Raw genomic sequence first — 20,340 nt, 5'->3', positions numbered from 1 at the left:
CTGGATTACAGGCATAAAAAAACCGCGACAGTGGATGCTGTCGCGGTGGAAGACCTGAGGAGGCGCGGGCTGGCTTATTCGAGCGTAGGGTTCATATGCCGCAGATCGAATGGCGTGATTTGGTAAACATAGTAGTTTAACCAGTTGGAAAACAACAGGTTGCCATGACTGCGCCAGGTAGCACGCGGTGGCAGCTCCGGATTATTGTGCGGGAAATAGTTGTAAGGTATTTCCGGTTGCAGGCCCGCTTCATAATCACGATGGTATTCACCAGACAGCGTCAGCGCATCGTATTCCGGATGGCCGGTAACGAACGCCAGGCGCTTATCTTTGCTCGCCATCAAGTATGCGCCGGTGGTTTCTGATTCGGCGAACAGTTCGAGATCGGTGTAATCACGAATCAGCTGGCTGGGAAAATCCGCGTAGCGCGAGTGCGGCGCCAGGAAATTATCGTCAAAACCGCGCGTCAGCAGGGCATGCGGATGCAAAATCTGGTGCTCATATACGCCGGATAATTTGGTCTGGCGTGTCTGCTTGGGAATGCCATACAAAATGTTAAGCGCGGCCTGCACGGCCCAGCAGACAAACAGCGTGGAGGTGACATGCTCTTTGGCCCAGTGCAGCACACGCTGAATCTGCGGCCAGTAGGCCACATCATTAAAATCAACCAGCCCCAGCGGGGCGCCGGTAACGATCAGACCATCAAAGTTGTCGTGCTGAATGTCTGCAAAATTGCAGTAAAAGTTATTCAGATGCTCTGTCGGGGTATTACGTGATTCACGGCTGTCGATACGCAGCAGCTGCACATCGATCTGCAGCGGTGAGTTCGACAGCAGACGCAGAAACTGGTTTTCCGTCTCAATTTTTTTTGGCATCAGGTTGAGGATAAGCACTTTAAGCGGGCGAATTTCCTGAACACTGGCGCGCGATGAGGTCATCACAAAGACGTTTTCATTGCGTAAAAAGTTTACTGCCGGTAATTCGTCGGGAACCCTGATTGGCATAACCTGCTGACCTCTTACTGATAACCATATAAACGTTTAGACATCCAGATGCCCGAGATTAGCCTGGCCTTCGCCCGATGTCGAGTCTTCATGCAGTTTATGAAAATGTTTCAGCTTAAAACAGGATTACAGGCGAACTGCACGGTTTGAACCGGTACAGTCAGGCAGGACAGGATCTGCAGGTTACTTTATGAGGTGAAATAAGGTCGCAGGGAGGATGAATTAGCAAGGATGCCTTGTCGGTCAGAAAATAGCACCGGCGCTGCCGGCATTAACCAGCGTGCATATCCCGAGACAGGGCATTGAACGTTAAAGTGAGTGAGCGGCGCGGGACATTTTGCAGTCAGGACAGAAGGTAGCATTTATCGCGCTGGCGTGGCTGCGCCTGCTGAATGCTTTGAATGATTAGGGAAGCCGGGCATTTTCCGGCCGGGCCGGGTGGCCGCCTTCATTACGCAGCTGGCCTGGCCCTTCTGAATGTCCTGAGCAAGTAAGGAGGCCGGATATTTCCTGGCCTGGTCAGACGACCGCCTTTATCGCGCGCCAGCGCGGCGCGCACCCGCTGAATACTTTGAGTCAGTGAGCGGCGCTGGACGTTTTCCTGCTGGTGCAGGTGGCAGGCTTTATCGCGTGCCGGCGCGGCGCACACCTCCTGAATGCCCTGAGCAAGCAAGGAGGCCGGATACTTTCCCGCCGGGCCGGGTGACAGTCCTGACAGGCTTTATCGCGCAACAGTGTGGCTGCACCTGCTGCATGATGACAGTAGTGAGGGGGCGGGCATTTTCCGGCCGGCGCCGGTGACAGCCTTTATCGCCCGCCTGCTGCTGCGTGCGGCGGGCGGGCCTCTGCCGGGTTAATCCGGCTACAGTTTACCCGATCGGGCCGCGCCGCGCGGGACTTTTCGCGCCCGCCGGGGCGCTTTTCCCGGCGCGCGGACGTAAAAAAGCCCTGAACTCGCGTTCAGGGCTTCTTCACCTGTTGGATGCCTGGCAGTTCCCTACTCTCGCATGGGGAGGCCCCACACTACCATCGGCGCTACGGCGTTTCACTTCTGAGTTCGGCATGGGGTCAGGTGGGACCACCGCGCTAGTGCCGCCAGGCAGATTCTGTTTCGTCCGCGCCGCCCAAAGCCGCGCAGACCAGTCCGTGAACAAGGCTGAAAATTTTTCCGGGTACCGCAAAACGCCTCTGGCGTTGTAAGGTTAAGCCTCACGGGTCATTAGTACCGGTAAGCTCAACGCATCGCTGCGCTTACACATCCGGCCTATCAACGTCGTCGTCTTCAACGTCCCTTCAGGACCCTCGAGGGGTCAGGGAGAACTCATCTCGGGGCAAGTTTCGTGCTTAGATGCTTTCAGCACTTATCTCTTCCGCACTTAGCTACCGGGCAGTGCCATTGGCATGACAACCCGAACACCAGCGGTGCGTTCACTCCGGTCCTCTCGTACTAGGAGCAACCCCCCTCAATTCTCCAGCGCCCACGGCAGATAGGGACCGAACTGTCTCACGACGTTCTAAACCCAGCTCGCGTACCACTTTAAACGGCGAACAGCCGTACCCTTGGGACCTACTTCAGCCCCAGGATGTGATGAGCCGACATCGAGGTGCCAAACACCGCCGTCGATATGAACTCTTGGGCGGTATCAGCCTGTTATCCCCGGAGTACCTTTTATCCGTTGAGCGATGGCCCTTCCATTCAGAACCACCGGATCACTATGACCTGCTTTCGCACCTGCTCGAGCCGTCACTCTCGCAGTCAAGCTGGCTTATGCCATTGCACTAACCTCCTGATGTCCGACCAGGATTAGCCAACCTTCGTGCTCCTCCGTTACGCTTTGGGAGGAGACCGCCCCAGTCAAACTACCCACCAGACACTGTCCGCAGCCCGGATAACGGGCCTACGTTAGAACATCAAACATTAAAGGGTGGTATTTCAAGGATGGCTCCACGCGGACTGGCGTCCGCGCTTCAAAGCCTCCCACCTATCCTACACATCAAGGCTCAATGTTCAGTGTCAAGCTATAGTAAAGGTTCACGGGGTCTTTCCGTCTTGCCGCGGGTACACTGCATCTTCACAGCGATTTCAATTTCACTGAGTCTCGGGTGGAGACAGCCTGGCCATCATTACGCCATTCGTGCAGGTCGGAACTTACCCGACAAGGAATTTCGCTACCTTAGGACCGTTATAGTTACGGCCGCCGTTTACCGGGGCTTCGATCAAGAGCTTCTCCTTACGGATAACCCCATCAATTAACCTTCCGGCACCGGGCAGGCGTCACACCGTATACGTCCACTTTCGTGTTTGCACAGTGCTGTGTTTTTAATAAACAGTTGCAGCCAGCTGGTATCTTCGACTGGCCTCGGCTCCGGGAGCAAGTCCCCTCACCTACGCGCCAGCGTGCCTTCTCCCGAAGTTACGGCACCATTTTGCCTAGTTCCTTCACCCGAGTTCTCTCAAGCGCCTTGGTATTCTCTACCTGACCACCTGTGTCGGTTTGGGGTACGATTTCGTGTTACCTGGAGCTTAGAGGCTTTTCCTGGAAGCAGGGCATCAGTTACTTCAGCTCCGTAGAGCCTCGTCGTCACGCCTCAGTGTTAAAGAAGACCGGATTTGCCTGGTCTTCACACCTGCACGCTTAAACCGGGACAACCGTCGCCCGGATAACCTAGCCTTCTCCGTCCCCCCTTCGCAGTAACACCAAGTACAGGAATATTAACCTGTTTCCCATCGACTACGCCTTTCGGCCTCGCCTTAGGGGTCGACTCACCCTGCCCCGATTAACGTTGGACAGGAACCCTTGGTCTTCCGGCGAGCGGGCTTTTCACCCGCTTTATCGTTACTTATGTCAGCATTCGCACTTCTGATACCTCCAGCAGCCCTCACAGGCCACCTTCTGCGGCTTACAGAACGCTCCCCTACCCAACAACGCATTCGCGTCGCTGCCGCAGCTTCGGTGCATGGTTTAGCCCCGTTACATCTTCCGCGCAGGCCGACTCGACCAGTGAGCTATTACGCTTTCTTTAAATGATGGCTGCTTCTAAGCCAACATCCTGGCTGTCTGTGCCTTCCCACATCGTTTCCCACTTAACCATGACTTTGGGACCTTAGCTGGCGGTCTGGGTTGTTTCCCTCTTCACGACGGACGTTAGCACCCGCCGTGTGTCTCCCGTGATAACATTCTCCGGTATTCGCAGTTTGCATCGGGTTGGTAAGCCGGGATGGCCCCCTAGCCGAAACAGTGCTCTACCCCCGGAGATGAGTTCACGAGGCGCTACCTAAATAGCTTTCGGGGAGAACCAGCTATCTCCCGGTTTGATTGGCCTTTCACCCCCAGCCACAGGTCATCCGCTAATTTTTCAACATTAGTCGGTTCGGTCCTCCAGTTAGTGTTACCCAACCTTCAACCTGCCCATGGCTAGATCACCGGGTTTCGGGTCTATACCCTGCAACTTAGCGCCCGGTTAAGACTCGGTTTCCCTTCGGCTCCCCTATGCGGTTAACCTTGCTACAGAATATAAGTCGCTGACCCATTATACAAAAGGTACGCAGTCACCCCATAAAGAGGCTCCCACTGCTTGTACGTACACGGTTTCAGGTTCTGTTTCACTCCCCTCGCCGGGGTTCTTTTCGCCTTTCCCTCACGGTACTGGTTCACTATCGGTCAGTCAGGAGTATTTAGCCTTGGAGGATGGTCCCCCCATATTCAGACAGGATACCACGTGTCCCGCCCTACTCATCGAGCTCACAGCCTGTGCGTCTTCGTGTACGGGGCTGTCACCCGGTATCGCGCGCCTTTCCAGACGCTTCCACTGACGCACAAGCTGATTCAGGCTCTGGGCTCCTCCCCGTTCGCTCGCCGCTACTGGGGGAATCTCGGTTGATTTCTTTTCCTCGGGGTACTTAGATGTTTCAGTTCCCCCGGTTCGCCTCGTTAACCTATGTATTCAGTTAACGATAATGCATAAATGCATTGGGTTTCCCCATTCGGACATCGACGGCTGTAGCGGTTCATATCACCTTACCGTCGCTTTTCGCAGATTAGCACGTCCTTCATCGCCTCTGACTGCCAGGGCATCCACCGTGTACGCTTGGTCGCTTAACCTCACAACCCACAGGCGTTTTGCGCATGTGAATCGCGAAAATCTCGGACCCGGACGCTCCGCCTTATTTCCTGTTACGGGGAAATACGCGGCGCGTTCGTTTCAAATTTTCAGCTTGTTCCGGATTGTTAAAGAGCAAATACTTCGCAGTATGCTTATGCAGCACACTCTGAAGTGTTTTTCAGGACTGTATGGTGGAGCTAAGCGGGATCGAACCGCTGACCTCCTGCGTGCAAGGCAGGCGCTCTCCCAGCTGAGCTATAGCCCCATGCAGTCACTGCAGAAACCGTCTACTACCACTCAACCGAGTATATTCCCTGAGGAATATCATTCGTGCTCAGGCAGGGCATGTTTCCGCGAAGCATAGTGAACTATGCGAGCCGGAGACATAACGCAGCATGAGTGCGAATATGGTAGGCCTGAGTGGACTTGAACCACCGACCTCACCCTTATCAGGGGTGCGCTCTAACCACCTGAGCTACAAGCCTGTAGAGGTTTTTCTGCTCGTTACTTTTCTATCAGACAATCTGTGTGAGCACTGCGCGGGAAGGTATCTTCAGGTAAGGAGGTGATCCAACCGCAGGTTCCCCTACGGTTACCTTGTTACGACTTCACCCCAGTCATGAATCACAAAGTGGTAAGCGCCCTCCCGAAGGTTAAGCTACCTACTTCTTTTGCAACCCACTCCCATGGTGTGACGGGCGGTGTGTACAAGGCCCGGGAACGTATTCACCGTAGCATTCTGATCTACGATTACTAGCGATTCCGACTTCATGGAGTCGAGTTGCAGACTCCAATCCGGACTACGACGCACTTTATGAGGTCCGCTTGCTCTCGCGAGGTCGCTTCTCTTTGTATGCGCCATTGTAGCACGTGTGTAGCCCTGGCCGTAAGGGCCATGATGACTTGACGTCATCCCCACCTTCCTCCGGTTTATCACCGGCAGTCTCCTTTGAGTTCCCGGCCGAGCCGCTGGCAACAAAGGATAAGGGTTGCGCTCGTTGCGGGACTTAACCCAACATTTCACAACACGAGCTGACGACAGCCATGCAGCACCTGTCTCAGAGTTCCCGAAGGCACCAAAGCATCTCTGCTAAGTTCTCTGGATGTCAAGGCCAGGTAAGGTTCTTCGCGTTGCATCGAATTAAACCACATGCTCCACCGCTTGTGCGGGCCCCCGTCAATTCATTTGAGTTTTAACCTTGCGGCCGTACTCCCCAGGCGGTCGACTTAACGCGTTAGCTCCGGAAGCCACGCCTCAAGGGCACAACCTCCAAGTCGACATCGTTTACGGCGTGGACTACCAGGGTATCTAATCCTGTTTGCTCCCCACGCTTTCGCACCTGAGCGTCAGTCTTCGTCCAGGGGGCCGCCTTCGCCACCGGTATTCCTCCAGATCTCTACGCATTTCACCGCTACACCTGGAATTCTACCCCCCTCTACGAGACTCAAGCCTGCCAGTTTCAAATGCAGTTCCCAGGTTAAGCCCGGGGATTTCACATCTGACTTAACAGACCGCCTGCGTGCGCTTTACGCCCAGTAATTCCGATTAACGCTTGCACCCTCCGTATTACCGCGGCTGCTGGCACGGAGTTAGCCGGTGCTTCTTCTGCGGGTAACGTCAATCGGCAAGGTTATTAACCTTACCGCCTTCCTCCCCGCTGAAAGTACTTTACAACCCGAAGGCCTTCTTCATACACGCGGCATGGCTGCATCAGGCTTGCGCCCATTGTGCAATATTCCCCACTGCTGCCTCCCGTAGGAGTCTGGACCGTGTCTCAGTTCCAGTGTGGCTGGTCATCCTCTCAGACCAGCTAGGGATCGTCGCCTAGGTGAGCCGTTACCCCACCTACTAGCTAATCCCATCTGGGCACATCCGATGGTGTGAGGCCCGAAGGTCCCCCACTTTGGTCTTGCGACGTTATGCGGTATTAGCTACCGTTTCCAGTAGTTATCCCCCTCCATCGGGCAGTTTCCCAGACATTACTCACCCGTCCGCCACTCGTCACCCGAAGAGCAAGCTCCTCTGTGCTACCGTCCGACTTGCATGTGTTAGGCCTGCCGCCAGCGTTCAATCTGAGCCATGATCAAACTCTTCAATTTAAAGTTTGATTTGCTGCAACGAGTGCAGCGATGCTCTGTGAATTAAACTTCGTAATGAATTACGTGTTCACTCAGCAGAGTCTTGATATTTTTTCAAGCCCGGAGGCTTATGATATCAATCCCGTGAGTGCCCACACAGATTGTCTGATAAATTGTTAAAGAGCGGTGCGACGCGGCGTACTGCCTGCTGTCGCGAGGTGGCGTATATTACGCTTTCCTCCTTCAGAGTCAACCTCTTTTTCAGAAGTTTTTCTCCGGCGGAAGTTCTTAGCGAAGCTTCCTGTCAACACCGCATTCCGTAAGCCGTTGTGCCGTGTCGATGGAGGCGCATTATAGGGAGTTGTTCGGCGCACGCAACCGCTAAATTCAATAAAAACAACCGTTCGCTGCATTCCACAGCAAAAGGCCGCCTTATACCCACTTACACACAAACTTATCCACATAAGCGCCGCCGGATAAATTTAGGCGAGCATCGCGCAAACGTTTTCGCTACAATGCCCGGCGACGTCAGGGACGCCCCTTTTGGGGCGTTACATGAAGCAGGTGCGCTTTTCTATATAGAAGAAACGCTAAGCTTGATGTAACGCTCTTATTTACGCGAAACAAAGCCAAGGGATAAAACCACCATGCAACAACGTCGTCCAGTACGCCGCGCTCTGCTGAGTGTCTCAGACAAAGCCGGTATCCTCGAATTTGCTCAGGCCCTCTCTCGTCGCGGTGTTGAACTGCTCTCCACAGGTGGAACTGCGCGCCTGCTGGCAGATGCAGGCCTGCCCGTTACCGAAGTGTCTGACTATACCGGCTTCCCGGAAATGATGGATGGACGCGTTAAAACGCTGCACCCGAAAATTCATGGCGGCATTCTGGGACGTCGCGGTACTGACGACGCAATCATGGCAGAACACGCTATCCAGCCTATCGACATGGTGGTCGTTAACCTGTATCCCTTTGCGCAGACCGTTGCCAGACCAGACTGCAGCCTGGAAGATGCGGTAGAGAATATCGATATCGGCGGCCCGACCATGGTGCGCTCCGCGGCCAAGAACCATAAAGACGTCGCAATTGTGGTGAAGAGCAGTGACTACCCCGCCATCATTGCTGAGATGGATGCCAACGAACAGGCGCTGACGCTGGAAACGCGTTTTGACCTGGCGATTAAAGCCTTTGAACACACGGCCGCTTACGACAGCATGATTGCCAATTACTTTGGCAGTCTGGTGCCGGCTTATCACAGTGACAGCCAGGCCCCGGCCGGCCGTTTCCCGCGCACCCTTAATCTGAACTTCATTAAAAAGCAGGATATGCGCTATGGCGAGAACAGCCATCAGGACGCCGCCTTCTATATAGAAGAGCAGGTTAGCGAAGCTTCGGTGGCCACGGCGCAGCAGGTACAGGGCAAAGCGCTCTCCTATAACAACATTGCCGATACCGATGCCGCGCTGGAGTGCGTAAAAGAGTTTGCCGAACCCGCCTGCGTTATTGTTAAACATGCCAACCCATGCGGCGTTGCCACCAGCACAACGATCCTTGAAGCCTACGAACGCGCCTATAAGACCGATCCCACTTCTGCTTTCGGCGGCATCATTGCGTTTAACCGCGAGCTGGATGAAGCCACTGCGCAGGCGATCATCAGCCGTCAGTTTGTGGAAGTGATCATCGCGCCTTCAGCCAGCGAGGCGGCACTGCGTGTCACCGCGGCCAAACAGAACGTGCGCGTGCTGGTCTGCGGCCAGTGGCAGAGCCGCGTTGCCGGACTGGATTTCAAACGCGTTAATGGCGGCCTGCTGGTACAGGACCGCGACCTCGGAATGGTGGAAGCCAGCCAGCTGCGCGTGGTGACTCAGCGTCAGCCTACCGGACAGGAGCTGCAGGATGCCCTGTTCTGCTGGAAAGTCGCAAAATTCGTGAAATCCAACGCCATTGTCTATGCGCGCGATAACATGACCATCGGCATCGGTGCCGGCCAGATGAGCCGTGTCTATTCCGCCAAAATTGCCGGCATCAAAGCCGGAGACGAAGGGCTGGAAGTGAAAGGCTCTGCGATGGCATCTGATGCGTTCTTCCCGTTCCGCGACGGCATTGATGCGGCCGCGGCTGTCGGCATTACCTGTGTTATTCAGCCTGGCGGCTCAATTCGTGACGAAGAAGTGATTGCTGCCGCTGATGAACACGGCATTGCTATGATCTTCACCGACATGCGCCACTTCCGCCATTAAGTATCAGGAGCAGCAACAATGAAAATTTTAGTGATTGGTAATGGCGGGCGTGAACACGCACTGGCATGGAAAGCCGCACAGTCACCGCTGGCTGAAACCGTTTTTGTCGCGCCGGGTAACGCAGGCACGGCGCTGGAACCGCTACTGCAGAACGTCGCCATCAGCGCGACGGATATTCCCGCGCTGGTGGCGTTTGCGCGTGAGGAAGCGATCGATCTGACGATCGTCGGGCCGGAAGCTCCCCTGGTGATTGGCGTGGTCGATGCCTTCCGCGCTGCCGGTCTGAAGATCTTTGGACCGACCCAGGCCGCAGCACAGCTGGAAGGATCAAAAGCGTTCACCAAAGACTTTCTGGCACGTCAGCAGATCCCTACTGCGGAATACCAGAACTTTACCGAAGTGGAACCGGCGCTGGCGTATCTGCGTGAGAAAGGCGCGCCGATTGTCATCAAAGCCGATGGTCTGGCCGCCGGTAAAGGCGTGATCGTGGCGATGACGCTGGAAGAAGCGGAAGCCGCCGTGCAGGATATGCTGGCGGGGAATGCGTTTGGCGATGCCGGCCACCGTATTGTGATTGAAGAGTTTCTGGACGGCGAAGAAGCCAGCTTTATTGTCATGGTCGATGGCGATCATGTACTGCCGATGGCCACCAGCCAGGATCACAAGCGCGTCGGCGACGGCGACACCGGCCCGAACACCGGTGGCATGGGCGCCTACTCGCCTGCGCCGGTGGTCACGGATGAAATCCACCAGCACGTGATGGATCAGATCATCTGGCCAACCGTTAACGGTATGAAAGCCGAAGGCAATACCTATACCGGTTTTCTCTATGCCGGCCTGATGATCGATAAAGCCGGTCAGCCGAAGGTCATTGAGTTTAACTGCCGCTTTGGCGATCCGGAGACCCAGCCCATTATGCTGCGCCTGCAGTCGGACCTGGTAGAACTGTGCCTAGCCGCGGTGGAAGGCAAGCTGGATCAGCAGACCTCGCAGTGGGATCCGCGTCCGTCGCTGGGCGTGGTGCTGGCGGCAGGCGGCTACCCGGGCAATTACAACACCGGCGACATCATCCACGGTCTGCCGCTGGAAGAAGTGCCGGACGGAAAAGTGTTCCACGCCGGCACTGCGCTGCAGAATGACAATGTTGTAACCAGCGGCGGTCGCGTGCTGTGCGTCACCGCGCTGGGCGATGACATCGCCTCAGCGCAAAAGCAGGCGTATGCGCTGGCAGAGTCTGTCTCCTGGGATGGCAGCTTCTGCCGCCGTGATATTGGCTACCGCGCGATCAATCGCCGTTAAGCCCGGGCGGCGGTCAGGCGACCGCCGCTATAAATCACTCTCCGTGGGCTGCCAGCGGCACTCGTCATCCGGCGTGGCGCGCAGCAGCTGAATACCTTCCGGCGCCTCCAGCCAGGAAACGCTCAGCCGTGATGATTGCCGCTGCTGCTGCCGGTCGAGTGACGCCAGCGTATCGCGGTCAAACCCGACCGTCACCACCCTGCCTTCGCAGTCGCGTACCTGATTACCGCCCAGCCAGTGGCCCTGACGCAGCAGCACCCGCCCGCTCAGCAAGGCGTTACTTTGTGCCAGCATCCGCTGTGCATCAAAACGATACAGCGCAATACTGTCGCTGCTGACCGCTTCGCGTCGTCCGGACAGCTGACGCTGCATAAAGTTGAGATTGCCCTGATGATCAAAGCGCAGCGTGACGTCGTCCGGCTGTTTGCCGGTTACGTGCCGTTCCACGCTCAGCAGCTGATCGCCCTGCCAGCTGTAGTCGGTGGTTTCCCTGCTGTCGCCATTAAAGGGGGTGTAGACAGTGCGCAGATGAACGGCCTGATGGTCACCGTTTTTACGCCAGATGCGCACGGTGCCGCGGTCGGCAAGATAGCCGCTGGCGGAGAAAGCCGGAAGATCGGGAGTGGCATGGCAGCCGGTGAGCAGAGCCCCCAGCAGCAAGGCGCAGACGCGCTGAGAAACAGTAGTCAGCATGGCAGGCCCCGGTGACAAAAAGGGGCGAAAACGCCCCTCTTTTAAAGCTAAACCGCGATGCGGGAAACTTACTTAACAGCGTCTTTCAGCGCTTTACCAGAAACGAACGCCGGCACGTTAGCTGCAGCGATTTTGATCTCTTTGCCAGTCTGCGGGTTGCGACCGGTACGCTCAGCGCGGTGGTTCACTTTAAAAGTACCAAAACCAACCAGTTGTACAGCATCACCTTCTTTCAGAGACTCAGTGATCGCAGCCAGGGTAGATTCCAGCGCAGCTTTAGCCTGGGTTTTAGACAGGTCCGCTTTCTCTGCGATCACATCAATCAGTTGAGTCTTGTTCATAAGTTATCCTTAAAGTGTATTTATCGCCTGCTAAGCAACGAGTGCGAGGGAAAAGCCATATTCTGGCACTCTTCAGCCTGCACGCACCGATAGCCACAATTTTCAGCCCCCCAAATGTAGACCAGACAGGGGGCCGATGTGAAGCCTCCAGGCTCGGTAATTCGGGCCTGAAGTCACGTTTTCTCGCCTTATTGCTGAAAATTTATACCGATGTTACTGATTCCCGCTTCACGCAGGTCTGAACGCAACCCTTTGATCAGTTCGAGGTCCCGTTCCTCGCAGTCTGCGAGCAGGCGGAAAATCTCCCACTGCAGATCCCATTCGTCAATTACCGCCTGGTTTTCACGCAGCTCGTCGTCGCTCATTTCGCGACCGGCCTGCGTCATTTCCAGGATGGCGACGGTGGTAATTGACGTGCGGCTGACCTCAATAGCGTGCTCCAGCGTTTCGCCGCTCAGCTGTGCGTGCAGGACTTCACTGAGCGCCACGCAGGCATCAATCGCCGGGTGAACACCGTAAACGTCAAAATCATCCCCGTTCGGGATTGCCGCTTCCAGTTTCTCCAGCTGGCTGTCGAAATTGATTTTGGCATCCTTCACCGTCAGGCTTTCCCAGACCAGATCAAGAATACGGCGATAAAGCTGCGCATCGGCGAATCCGGTCTGCTGACAAAAGGCCCAGTAATTCGGGAACATTCGCTCACACAGACAGGCCATAAAAGTCATGTGCTGCCAGCTTTCCAGCTTCGCCAGACGCAAATGGACGGGGTTCTGTAACATCAAACTTACTCTCGGTAGATTAGCTGGCGGCAGTGTACCGCAAAAGCCGCAGACAAACAGCGTCAGCGCGCATTTTGCCACTTCATAAAAGCGGGCCGGCCGGAGGCTACCGCATCGGCCCAGCGGGTGGGCTCCGGCAGACGATAACCCGCCATGCAGGCTTCCACCCAATGCAGTGCGCTGTCGAGGCTGACGCGATGGCCCGTCGAGACAAACAGCGGGTTGCAGCGCGCTTTACTGCGCCATACCCAGCCAATCTGTTCTCCTTTGTCCATCAGCGGCTGCCGGCTGCCGGGCGTCGGGTCGAGATCGGCAAACCGTCCGCATAAGCGTTTTTTGGCCACGCCAATGGTCGGCACATCGATCAGCGAGCCGAAATGCGCTGCCACCCCCAGGCGACGCGGGTGGGAAATGCCGTGCCCGTCCACAAACAGCAGATCGGGCTGCTGTGAAAGTTGCTGCCAGGCGGCCTGCAGCGCCGGGATTTCGCGGAAAGAGAGAAAACCGGGGATATACGGCATGGTGGTGGCAATGCGCGCAATGCGATGCTCCACCAGCGTTAATGAAGGGTATTCCAGAATAACCAGCGCGGCGCGGGTCACCTCACCGCCCTGTTCAAATCCGACATCGGCACCGCCAATCAGGCGCGGCGGCATGACATCAAAGTCATCCTGCCGCACTACATGAGCGGCGCGTTGTAACTGTTCCTGACGTAGTGCGGCTAAATCCATGCTTATTCCTGATGATACTGTCGTGACAAACGATGCACCGCCTCGACAAACGCCCCCGCATGTTCGGGTGGCACATCCTGATGGATGCCGTGGCCGAGGTTAAATACATGCCCTTCGCCTGCGCCAAAGCCTTGCAGAATGCCAGCGACTTCCTGCTCAATGCGCGCAGGCGGTGCATACAGCATAGACGGGTCCATGTTGCCTTGCAGCGCCACTTTGTGCCCGACACGGCGACGCGCATCAGCGATATCGGTGGTCCAGTCCAGTCCCAGCGCATCGCAGCCGGTCTCTGCCATCGCTTCCAGCCACTGCCCGCCGCCTTTGGTGAACAGGGTGATTGGCACGCGACGCCCTTCGTTTTCATGCAGTACGCTATCAACGATTTTATGCATGTAATACAGCGAAAACTCGCGGTAATCCCGACCGGTCAGCACGCCGCCCCAGGTGTCGAACACCATTACCGACTGCGCACCGGCTTTGATTTGCGCGTTCAGGTAAAGAATGACGCTATCCGCCAGTTTGTTCAGCATCGCATGCAGCGTCTGCGGATCGGCGTACATCATTTTTTTGATTTTGGTGAACGCCTTGCTGCTGCCACCTTCAATCATGTAGGTAGCCAGCGTCCACGGACTACCGGAAAAACCGATCAGCGGTACTTCACCCTTGAGGTTATGGCGGATGGTGCGCACGGCATTCATCACGTAGCCCAGCGCGTCTTCCGGATCGGGCACGGGCAGTTTGTCTACATCCGCACGGCAGGTAATCGGGCGGGAGAAACGTGGCCCTTCGCCGGTTTCAAAGTACAGCCCCAGTCCCATCGCATCCGGAATGGTCAGAATATCGCTGAAGAGGATCGCCGCATCCAGCGCATAACGGCGCAGCGGCTGCAGGGTGACTTCACACGCCAGCTCCGCATTCTTACACAGCGACATAAAATCACCGGCCTCGGCGCGGGTGGCTTTGTACTCCGGCAAATAGCGTCCGGCCTGGCGCATCATCCAGACAGGGGTAACATCTACCGGCTGGCGCAGCAGGGCGCGCAGATAACGATCGTTCTTCAGTTCACTCATAATGGGCTCTCTCATGCTAAGGGCGGCAGTGTAGCATTTTCAGGCCGCGCTGGCGCGGCACAGCGCCACCGTGTCTTCAATCAGCCGGCGTGCGACAGTGCCCGGCGGTGGCAGTAACGGCAGGTCGTCGTAGCGGAACCAGCCGGCATCCAGCAGCTCTTTGCCGTCATGCTGCAGCTCACCACCGTCGTATTCGGCCATAAAGGCCATCATGAGCGAGTGCGGGAATGGCCACGGCTGGGAGGTCACATAGCGCACATTTTTCACCCGGACATTGCTCTCTTCCATCACTTCCCGCGCTACCGCCTGCTCCAGCGTTTCGCCGACTTCAACAAAACCCGCCAGCACGGTGTAGATGCTGTTGCGATGACGGGCGTGATTTGCCAGCAGGATCTCTTCACCGCGGCGGATCGCCACGATAATGCAGGGCGCAATCTGCGGATAGTAGCGTTCATGGCAGTGGTGACACAGGCAGGCGAACTCGCGCTTACTGAACTGCATTTCATGACCGCAGTATCCACACCAGCGATGCGAACGGTAAAATTCTGCCAGCTGCACACCGCGTCCGGCCAGCTGGAACAGGCCGACATCTTCGTCGATCAGCTGACGAACAGAGGCCATGCTTTCCGGACGCGCTTCACGTATCAGCCAGACATTTTCCCCCAGCCATTCGCCGATCTGCAGTCCCTGACAGCCCACCAGACCAAATTCTGCGGCTAAGCCATGCGGCAACGCGCCCTGCGGCAACCAAAGTTTCTGTTCCGAGCTGACAATCCACCAGCCAGCGTCTACGCTTGAGATCTCACGTTGCATCTTAATCGTTGTCCTTAGCGTCAAATGGCACGCTGAAATCATGCTGTTAAGTGTGTGTAATAAACAACTATAACTCACCTGGAGTCCCGTATGCTTACCCAGTTAGATAACCTGACCAGGCGTGTAGGTGGCGGTAATGAATTCGTCGACGCCTGGTTGCGCGACCGCCGGCAACTGCTTGTTGCTTACTACGCTTTAATTGGCATGAAGCCGCACAAAGAAGCGCTGAGCGCGCTGGATGAAGAGGCGCTGGACGGTTTCTGTCACTATCTGGTCGACTATCTCTCTGCTGGCCACTTTGGTATTTATGAACGCATCATCAAAGAGATGGAAGGCGACAGCCCGATGATTGCGTCCGCACAGATTTTTCCGGCGCTGGAGAGCAACACCGACCGCATCATGCAGCTGTATGACAGTCATCTGCAGCAGGCGATCAATGACGACAACTGCGTGGATTTCCAGCAGGCGCTGTCGGAAGTCGGTGAAGCGCTGGAGTCGCGTTTTACCCTGGAAGATAAACTGATTCAGCTTGCCTGGGATAACCAGCTGGCGCGCCCGCCGGTCGCCAACGACAGCACCATTGCCCGTCCCGCTTAAGCCGGCGCGGTGGTAAAAAACTTGTGATTCCTGAAAACCCCTCTTATGCTGAGTGGGTTTTTTTATGCCTGCCAGAGGCATAACGTTGGGGGTGTCGCTGCAGCAGCGGACACCCTGAGACGTACACCTTGTCGGAGTGCCCTATCGGGCTGAGACCGTTCATTCGGGATCCGCGGAACCTGATCAGGTTAGTACCTGCGAAGGGAACAAGAGTAGTCAGTATCAGCGTGTGGCTGGCGTTCCGCCGGTAACGGCACGCTTACTCCTTCCGGACTCCGGACAAGCAACTTCCCCTTAATGACAGGAAATTTGCTATGTCTGATGCTAAACCTTCTCGTCGCGAGCAACGCGCCCGGGCGCAGGAATTCATTGATTCACTGCAGGGAACCGCGTTCCCCAATTCAACGCGTATCTGGATCACCGGCAGCCGGCCGGATATCCGGGTGCCGATGCGTGAAATCCAGCTCAGCCCTACCCACACTGGCGGTACGAAAGATCAGCCGCATTACGCCGAAAATGAACCAGTGCCGGTCTATGACACCGCCGGCGCATATGGCGATCCGGCGGCGGCCATTGATGTCCATCGCGGCCTGGCGAAACTGCGCGCCGGCTGGATCGAAGAGCGTGGCGACAGCGAAACGCTGCGCCAGCAAAGTTCCGCCTACACCCAGCAGCGTCTTGCCGATGACGGCCTTGACCACCTGCGCTTTGAACACCTGCCCCAACCGCGCCGCGCCATTCGTGGCCGGCGGGTTACCCAACTGCACTATGCGCGCCAGGGCATCATTACGCCCGAGATGGAGTTTATTGCCCTGCGCGAGAACATGGGCCGTGAACGCATTCGCAGCGAAGTGCTGTTACAGCAGCATCCGGGCCACAGTTTTGGCGCGCAGCTGCCGCAAAATATCACCCCGGAGTTTGTCCGCCAGGAAGTGGCCAGCGGCCGCGCCATTATTCCGGCCAATATCAATCACCCGGAATCGGAACCGATGATTATCGGACGAAATTTCCTGGTGAAGGTTAACGCCAACATTGGCAACTCTGCGGTCAGCTCCTCAATCGAAGAGGAAGTGGAAAAGCTGGTGTGGGCAACGCGCTGGGGGGCGGATACGGTAATGGATCTCTCTACCGGCCGCTATATCCATGAAACGCGCGAATGGATTCTGCGTAACAGTCCGGTGCCCATTGGCACCGTGCCCATCTATCAGGCGCTGGAAAAAGTGAACGGGATTGCCGAAGATCTGAGCTGGGCAGTTTTCCGCGACACGCTTCTGGAGCAGGCAGAACAGGGCGTCGATTACTTTACTATTCACGCGGGCGTACTGCTGCGTTATGTGCCAATGACCGCGAAGCGCCTGACCGGTATCGTTTCACGCGGCGGCTCGATCATGGCGAAATGGTGCCTGTCGCACCATCAGGAGAACTTCCTGTATCAGCACTTCCGCGAGATTTGCGAAATCTGCGCCGCTTACGATGTCTCGCTGTCGCTGGGCGACGGTCTGCGTCCGGGTTCAGTGCAGGATGCCAACGATGAAGCCCAGTTCGCCGAACTGCGCACGCTGGGCGAGCTGACGCAAATTGCCTGGGAATACGATGTACAGGTGATGATTGAAGGCCCGGGTCATGTGCCAATGCAGATGATTCGCCGCAATATGACCGAGCAGCTGGAACACTGCCACGAAGCGCCATTTTACACGCTTGGCCCTCTGACCACGGATATTGCGCCGGGCTACGATCATTTCACTTCCGGCATTGGTGCCGCCATGATCGGCTGGTTTGGCTGCGCCATGCTGTGCTACGTCACGCCGAAAGAGCATCTGGGCCTGCCCAACAAAGAGGATGTGAAGCAGGGGCTGATTACCTACAAGATCGCTGCCCACGCGGCCGATCTTGCCAAAGGCCATCCCGGCGCGCAGATCCGCGATAACGCTATGTCGAAAGCGCGCTTTGAATTTCGCTGGGAGGATCAGTTTAATCTCGCCCTTGATCCGCATACGGCACGCGCTTTTCATGATGAGACACTGCCACAGGAGTCCGGCAAAGTGGCGCACTTCTGCTCAATGTGTGGCCCGAAATTCTGCTCAATGAAAATCACCCAGGAGGTGCGGGAATTTGCTGCCCGCCAGGAAGCGGAGGCGCAGCCGGTGGCGATCGGCATGGCACAGATGTCCGATGCCTTCCGCAGCCGCGGCGGCGAACTCTATCACGCCGCCGATGCCCTGAAAGAGGAATAATCATGACACACGCTTTTCCCGCGACCGCCCCGCAGCTGGGGCTCTATCCGGTGGTCGACAGCACGGCGTGGATCGCACGCCTGCTGGACGCCGGGGTGCGGACTATCCAGCTGCGCATTAAAGATCGTCAGGAGCATGAGGTCGAGGAGGCGGTGCGTACCGCCATCGCGCTCGGCAAACAGTATCGTGCCCGCCTGTTTATCAACGATTACTGGCGGCTGGCTATTCAGTATCAGGCTTATGGTGTGCATCTTGGTCAGGAGGATCTGGAGGTGGCCGATCTGGCTGCCATTCGTAACGCCGGCCTGCGTCTGGGGATCTCCACGCATGACGACGCCGAACTGGATCGCGCGCTGGCGCTGCGCCCCTCTTACATTGCCCTTGGCCACATTTTCCCGACGCAGACCAAAGAGATGCCTTCCGCACCGCAGGGCCTGACGGAACTGAAGCGCCATCTGGCGCGCTTACCGCATATTTCTACCGTCGCCATTGGCGGAATCACACTGGCACGTGCGCCAGAGGTGAAAGCCACCGGCGTCGGCAGCATTGCGGTGGTGAGCGCGATTACCCAGGCGCCGGACTGGCGTGCTGCCACCCGGCAGCTGCTGGATATCGCAGGCGCCGGAAGCGGGATCGCAGAGACGCCGTCATCTTCTGTATCCGGATAACGAAACGCGGAATCCGTTGCACAGCCTCAATCTTCAGCACTGGTACCGATACAGGAGATCGCTAAAGTAAGCCTGCCCGCTGTCGCTTGCAGCGGGCCAGGGCTGGCTTCCCCGACTCTCTGTCCGGCCCTGCCCTTCACGCTAATCCGTCACGGAGGAAGCAGGTGCATCGGTACTGGCTGCATGCATCGCACGCTCAATCGCCGCGCCCAGCTGCGCCACCGCCCGCTCGGTCTGCGCATTCATCGGCAGGCCATAATTCAGACGCAGGCAGTTGCGGTATTTCCCCGACGCCGAAAACAGCGATCCTACGGCGACCTGAATATTCAGCGCCCGCAATTCAGCATTCATCCGCACGGCGTCAAACGCTTCCGGCAGCTCAACCCACATCAGAAAACTGCCCTGCGGCCGCGACACGCAAATGCCGCAGGGAAAGTAATGACGCACCCAGCAGCTGAAGGTTTCATAGTTGCGCTGATACACCTGACGCATGCGGCGCAGGTGCGGCAGGTAGTGCCCCTGGCGGATAAACTCCGCCACCGCGTGCTGCGGCTGCGTTGCCGTCGAGCCGGTGCCGATGTATTTCATGTGCAACACGCGATCGCGATAGCGCCCCGGCGCGACCCAGCCCACACGCAGACCCGGTGCCAGCGTTTTAGAAAAGGAGCTGCACAGCAGCACGCGGCCATCCATATCCAGCGATTTCAGGGTAATTGGCCGCGGATACTCCCACGCCAGCTCGCCATATACGTCGTCCTCAATGATGGCGGCATCGAAGCGTTGCGTCAGCGTCAGCAGCGCGCGCTTGCGTGCTTCCGGCATGATAAAACCCAGCGGGTTATTGCAGTTGGGCACCACCACCACGGCTTTGATTGGCCACTGTTCAAACGCCAGCTCAAGGGCTTCAAGGCTGATGCCGGTTACCGAATCAGTCGGGATCTCAATCGCCCGGATGCCGAAGCCGCGCAGCGTCTGCATGGTGCCATGAAAAGCCGGCGATTCGACGGCGATAATATCGCCCGGCTCGCAGACCGCACGCACCGAGGCCGACAGCGCCTCATGGCAGCCGGTGGTAATAACAATATCCTCCGCCGTCAGCTGACAGCCGCTGTCGATGGCGAGGCGCGCGACCTCTTCGCGCAGGGCCGTCACGCCCAGCAGACTGTCGTAGTTAAGCGTGGCGATATCCTGCTTCTGCGCCTGGCGCGCCATGATTTTCCATAGGGGTTTCAGCGTTGGCTGTGATAAATCCGGCATGCCACTGCCGAGCTGCAGGGTATCGCCGCCGGTCCGGCTGCTGAGCAATTCCAGCACCGCGTCCCACTGCGTGATCTCAACCGGGCGCTGCACCGGTCGCGTCAGCGCAGGCACCGGCGGGGTGGCTTTGCGCGTGGCCACGAAATAGCCGGAACGCGGCTGCGGCACAATCAGCAGCTTCTCTTCCAGCAGATGGTAGGCCTGCTGCACGGTACTGATGCTGACGCCGTGTTCCAGACTCAGGGTACGCACCGAAGGCAGTCGCTCGCCGCTACGGTACAGCCCCTGTTCAATACGGTCCGATAACAAACAGGCCAGATGCTGATAGCGCGTCATTGTGTGCCTCTTTCAGACAGGAGTGACCGGAAAACCGGTACAGATGAAAGGCTTTTCTACCATTCAGATAGGGTGAAAGGCAATCTGTATGCAGAAGA

At 57.0% G+C, this 20,340-nt stretch carries 13 protein-coding genes, 2 tRNA genes, 3 rRNA genes and 1 riboswitch; of the genes, 5 read left to right on the top strand and 13 right to left on the bottom strand.

The genetic code is table 11. The features are described 5' to 3' along the window. Positions 1-74: 74 nt before the first annotated feature. The 6 genes from metA to D8B20_RS01055 form a co-directional block, all read right to left on the bottom strand. Positions 75-1,004 carry a homoserine O-acetyltransferase MetA gene (gene metA / locus D8B20_RS01080; protein WP_145886319.1) on the bottom strand — a complete coding sequence of 310 codons (930 nt, stop codon included), beginning with the start codon at positions 1,002-1,004 and terminating at the stop codon, positions 75-77. Between the two features lie 984 nt (positions 1,005-1,988). Further along, a 5S ribosomal RNA gene (gene rrf / locus D8B20_RS01075) occupies positions 1,989-2,104 on the bottom strand. A gap of 98 nt (positions 2,105-2,202) precedes the next feature. Further along, positions 2,203-5,107: ribosomal RNA gene (locus D8B20_RS01070) — 23S ribosomal RNA — on the bottom strand. Between the two features lie 190 nt (positions 5,108-5,297). After that, positions 5,298-5,373, bottom strand: a tRNA-Ala gene (locus D8B20_RS01065). A gap of 143 nt (positions 5,374-5,516) precedes the next feature. Continuing rightward, positions 5,517-5,593: transfer RNA gene (locus D8B20_RS01060), tRNA-Ile, on the bottom strand. Between the two features lie 73 nt (positions 5,594-5,666). Next, a 16S ribosomal RNA gene (locus D8B20_RS01055) occupies positions 5,667-7,208 on the bottom strand. The 16S, 23S and 5S rRNA genes sit together here with 2 tRNA genes alongside, the layout of an rRNA operon. A gap of 626 nt (positions 7,209-7,834) precedes the next feature. Between D8B20_RS01055 and purH the strand changes: the two genes are divergently transcribed. Together purH and purD are read left to right on the top strand one after the other, a co-directional pair. Further along, a complete protein-coding gene (gene purH / locus D8B20_RS01045; protein WP_145886314.1) occupies positions 7,835-9,424 on the top strand; it encodes a bifunctional phosphoribosylaminoimidazolecarboxamide formyltransferase/IMP cyclohydrolase in 1,590 nt (529 codons plus the stop codon). A gap of 18 nt (positions 9,425-9,442) precedes the next feature. After that, complete coding sequence (purD, locus tag D8B20_RS01040; protein ID WP_145886312.1) at positions 9,443-10,723, top strand: phosphoribosylamine--glycine ligase; 1,281 nt, start codon at positions 9,443-9,445, stop codon at positions 10,721-10,723. A gap of 27 nt (positions 10,724-10,750) precedes the next feature. On the opposite strand, the gene D8B20_RS01035 is transcribed toward purD, so the two are convergent. The 6 genes from D8B20_RS01035 to nudC all read right to left on the bottom strand — a co-directional run bounded on the left by D8B20_RS01035 (position 10,751) and on the right by nudC (position 15,150). After that, a complete protein-coding gene (locus D8B20_RS01035; protein ID WP_145886310.1) occupies positions 10,751-11,416 on the bottom strand; it encodes a DUF1481 domain-containing protein in 666 nt (221 codons plus the stop codon). A 68-nt stretch (positions 11,417-11,484) separates the two neighbouring features. Beyond that, positions 11,485-11,757 carry a nucleoid-associated protein HU-alpha gene (gene hupA, locus D8B20_RS01030; protein WP_006121511.1) on the bottom strand — a complete coding sequence of 91 codons (273 nt, stop codon included), beginning with the start codon at positions 11,755-11,757 and terminating at the stop codon, positions 11,485-11,487. Positions 11,758-11,945: 188 nt separating this feature from the next. Further along, positions 11,946-12,536 (bottom strand): YjaG family protein, encoded by a 591-nt coding sequence (locus D8B20_RS01025; protein ID WP_145886309.1) that lies wholly within the window; start codon positions 12,534-12,536, stop codon positions 11,946-11,948. A gap of 62 nt (positions 12,537-12,598) precedes the next feature. Beyond that, positions 12,599-13,267, bottom strand: coding sequence for a deoxyribonuclease V (nfi, locus tag D8B20_RS01020; RefSeq protein WP_145886307.1), 669 nt, complete (start codon positions 13,265-13,267; stop codon positions 12,599-12,601). A 2-nt stretch (positions 13,268-13,269) separates the two neighbouring features. Then, positions 13,270-14,337: a uroporphyrinogen decarboxylase gene (gene hemE, locus D8B20_RS01015; protein WP_145886305.1), complete on the bottom strand. Its 1,068-nt coding sequence runs from the start codon at positions 14,335-14,337 to the stop codon at positions 13,270-13,272. Positions 14,338-14,376: 39 nt separating this feature from the next. Further along, the gene (nudC, locus tag D8B20_RS01010) at positions 14,377-15,150 is read right to left on the bottom strand and encodes an NAD(+) diphosphatase (protein WP_145886303.1); all 774 of its coding nucleotides are present in this window, start codon (positions 15,148-15,150) and stop codon (positions 14,377-14,379) included. A 90-nt stretch (positions 15,151-15,240) separates the two neighbouring features. On the opposite strand from nudC, the gene rsd reads away from it, so the two are divergent. From rsd to thiE, 3 genes are all read left to right on the top strand, one after another. Beyond that, positions 15,241-15,747, top strand: a complete 507-nt coding sequence (rsd, locus tag D8B20_RS01005) for a sigma D regulator (RefSeq protein WP_145886301.1) — start codon at positions 15,241-15,243, stop codon at positions 15,745-15,747. 122 nt (positions 15,748-15,869) lie between these two features. After that, positions 15,870-15,970, top strand: a riboswitch (TPP riboswitch). 91 nt (positions 15,971-16,061) lie between these two features. Beyond that, positions 16,062-17,981, top strand: a complete 1,920-nt coding sequence (gene thiC, locus D8B20_RS01000) for a phosphomethylpyrimidine synthase ThiC (RefSeq protein WP_145886299.1) — start codon at positions 16,062-16,064, stop codon at positions 17,979-17,981. Between the two features lie 2 nt (positions 17,982-17,983). Further along, entirely contained in the window at positions 17,984-18,649 is a 666-nt protein-coding gene (gene thiE / locus D8B20_RS00995) for a thiamine phosphate synthase (RefSeq protein ID WP_145886297.1), read from the top strand. Positions 18,650-18,790: 141 nt separating this feature from the next. On the opposite strand, the gene D8B20_RS00990 is transcribed toward thiE, so the two are convergent. Beyond that, positions 18,791-20,242 (bottom strand): aminotransferase-like domain-containing protein, encoded by a 1,452-nt coding sequence (locus tag D8B20_RS00990; protein WP_145886295.1) that lies wholly within the window; start codon positions 20,240-20,242, stop codon positions 18,791-18,793. Between the last annotated feature and the right edge of the window lie 98 nt (positions 20,243-20,340).

This window comes from Candidatus Pantoea soli (assembly GCF_007833795.1).
Taxonomy (GTDB): Bacteria; Pseudomonadota; Gammaproteobacteria; order Enterobacterales; family Enterobacteriaceae; genus Pantoea; species Pantoea soli.
This window is presented reverse-complemented; position numbering and strand designations above follow the sequence as displayed.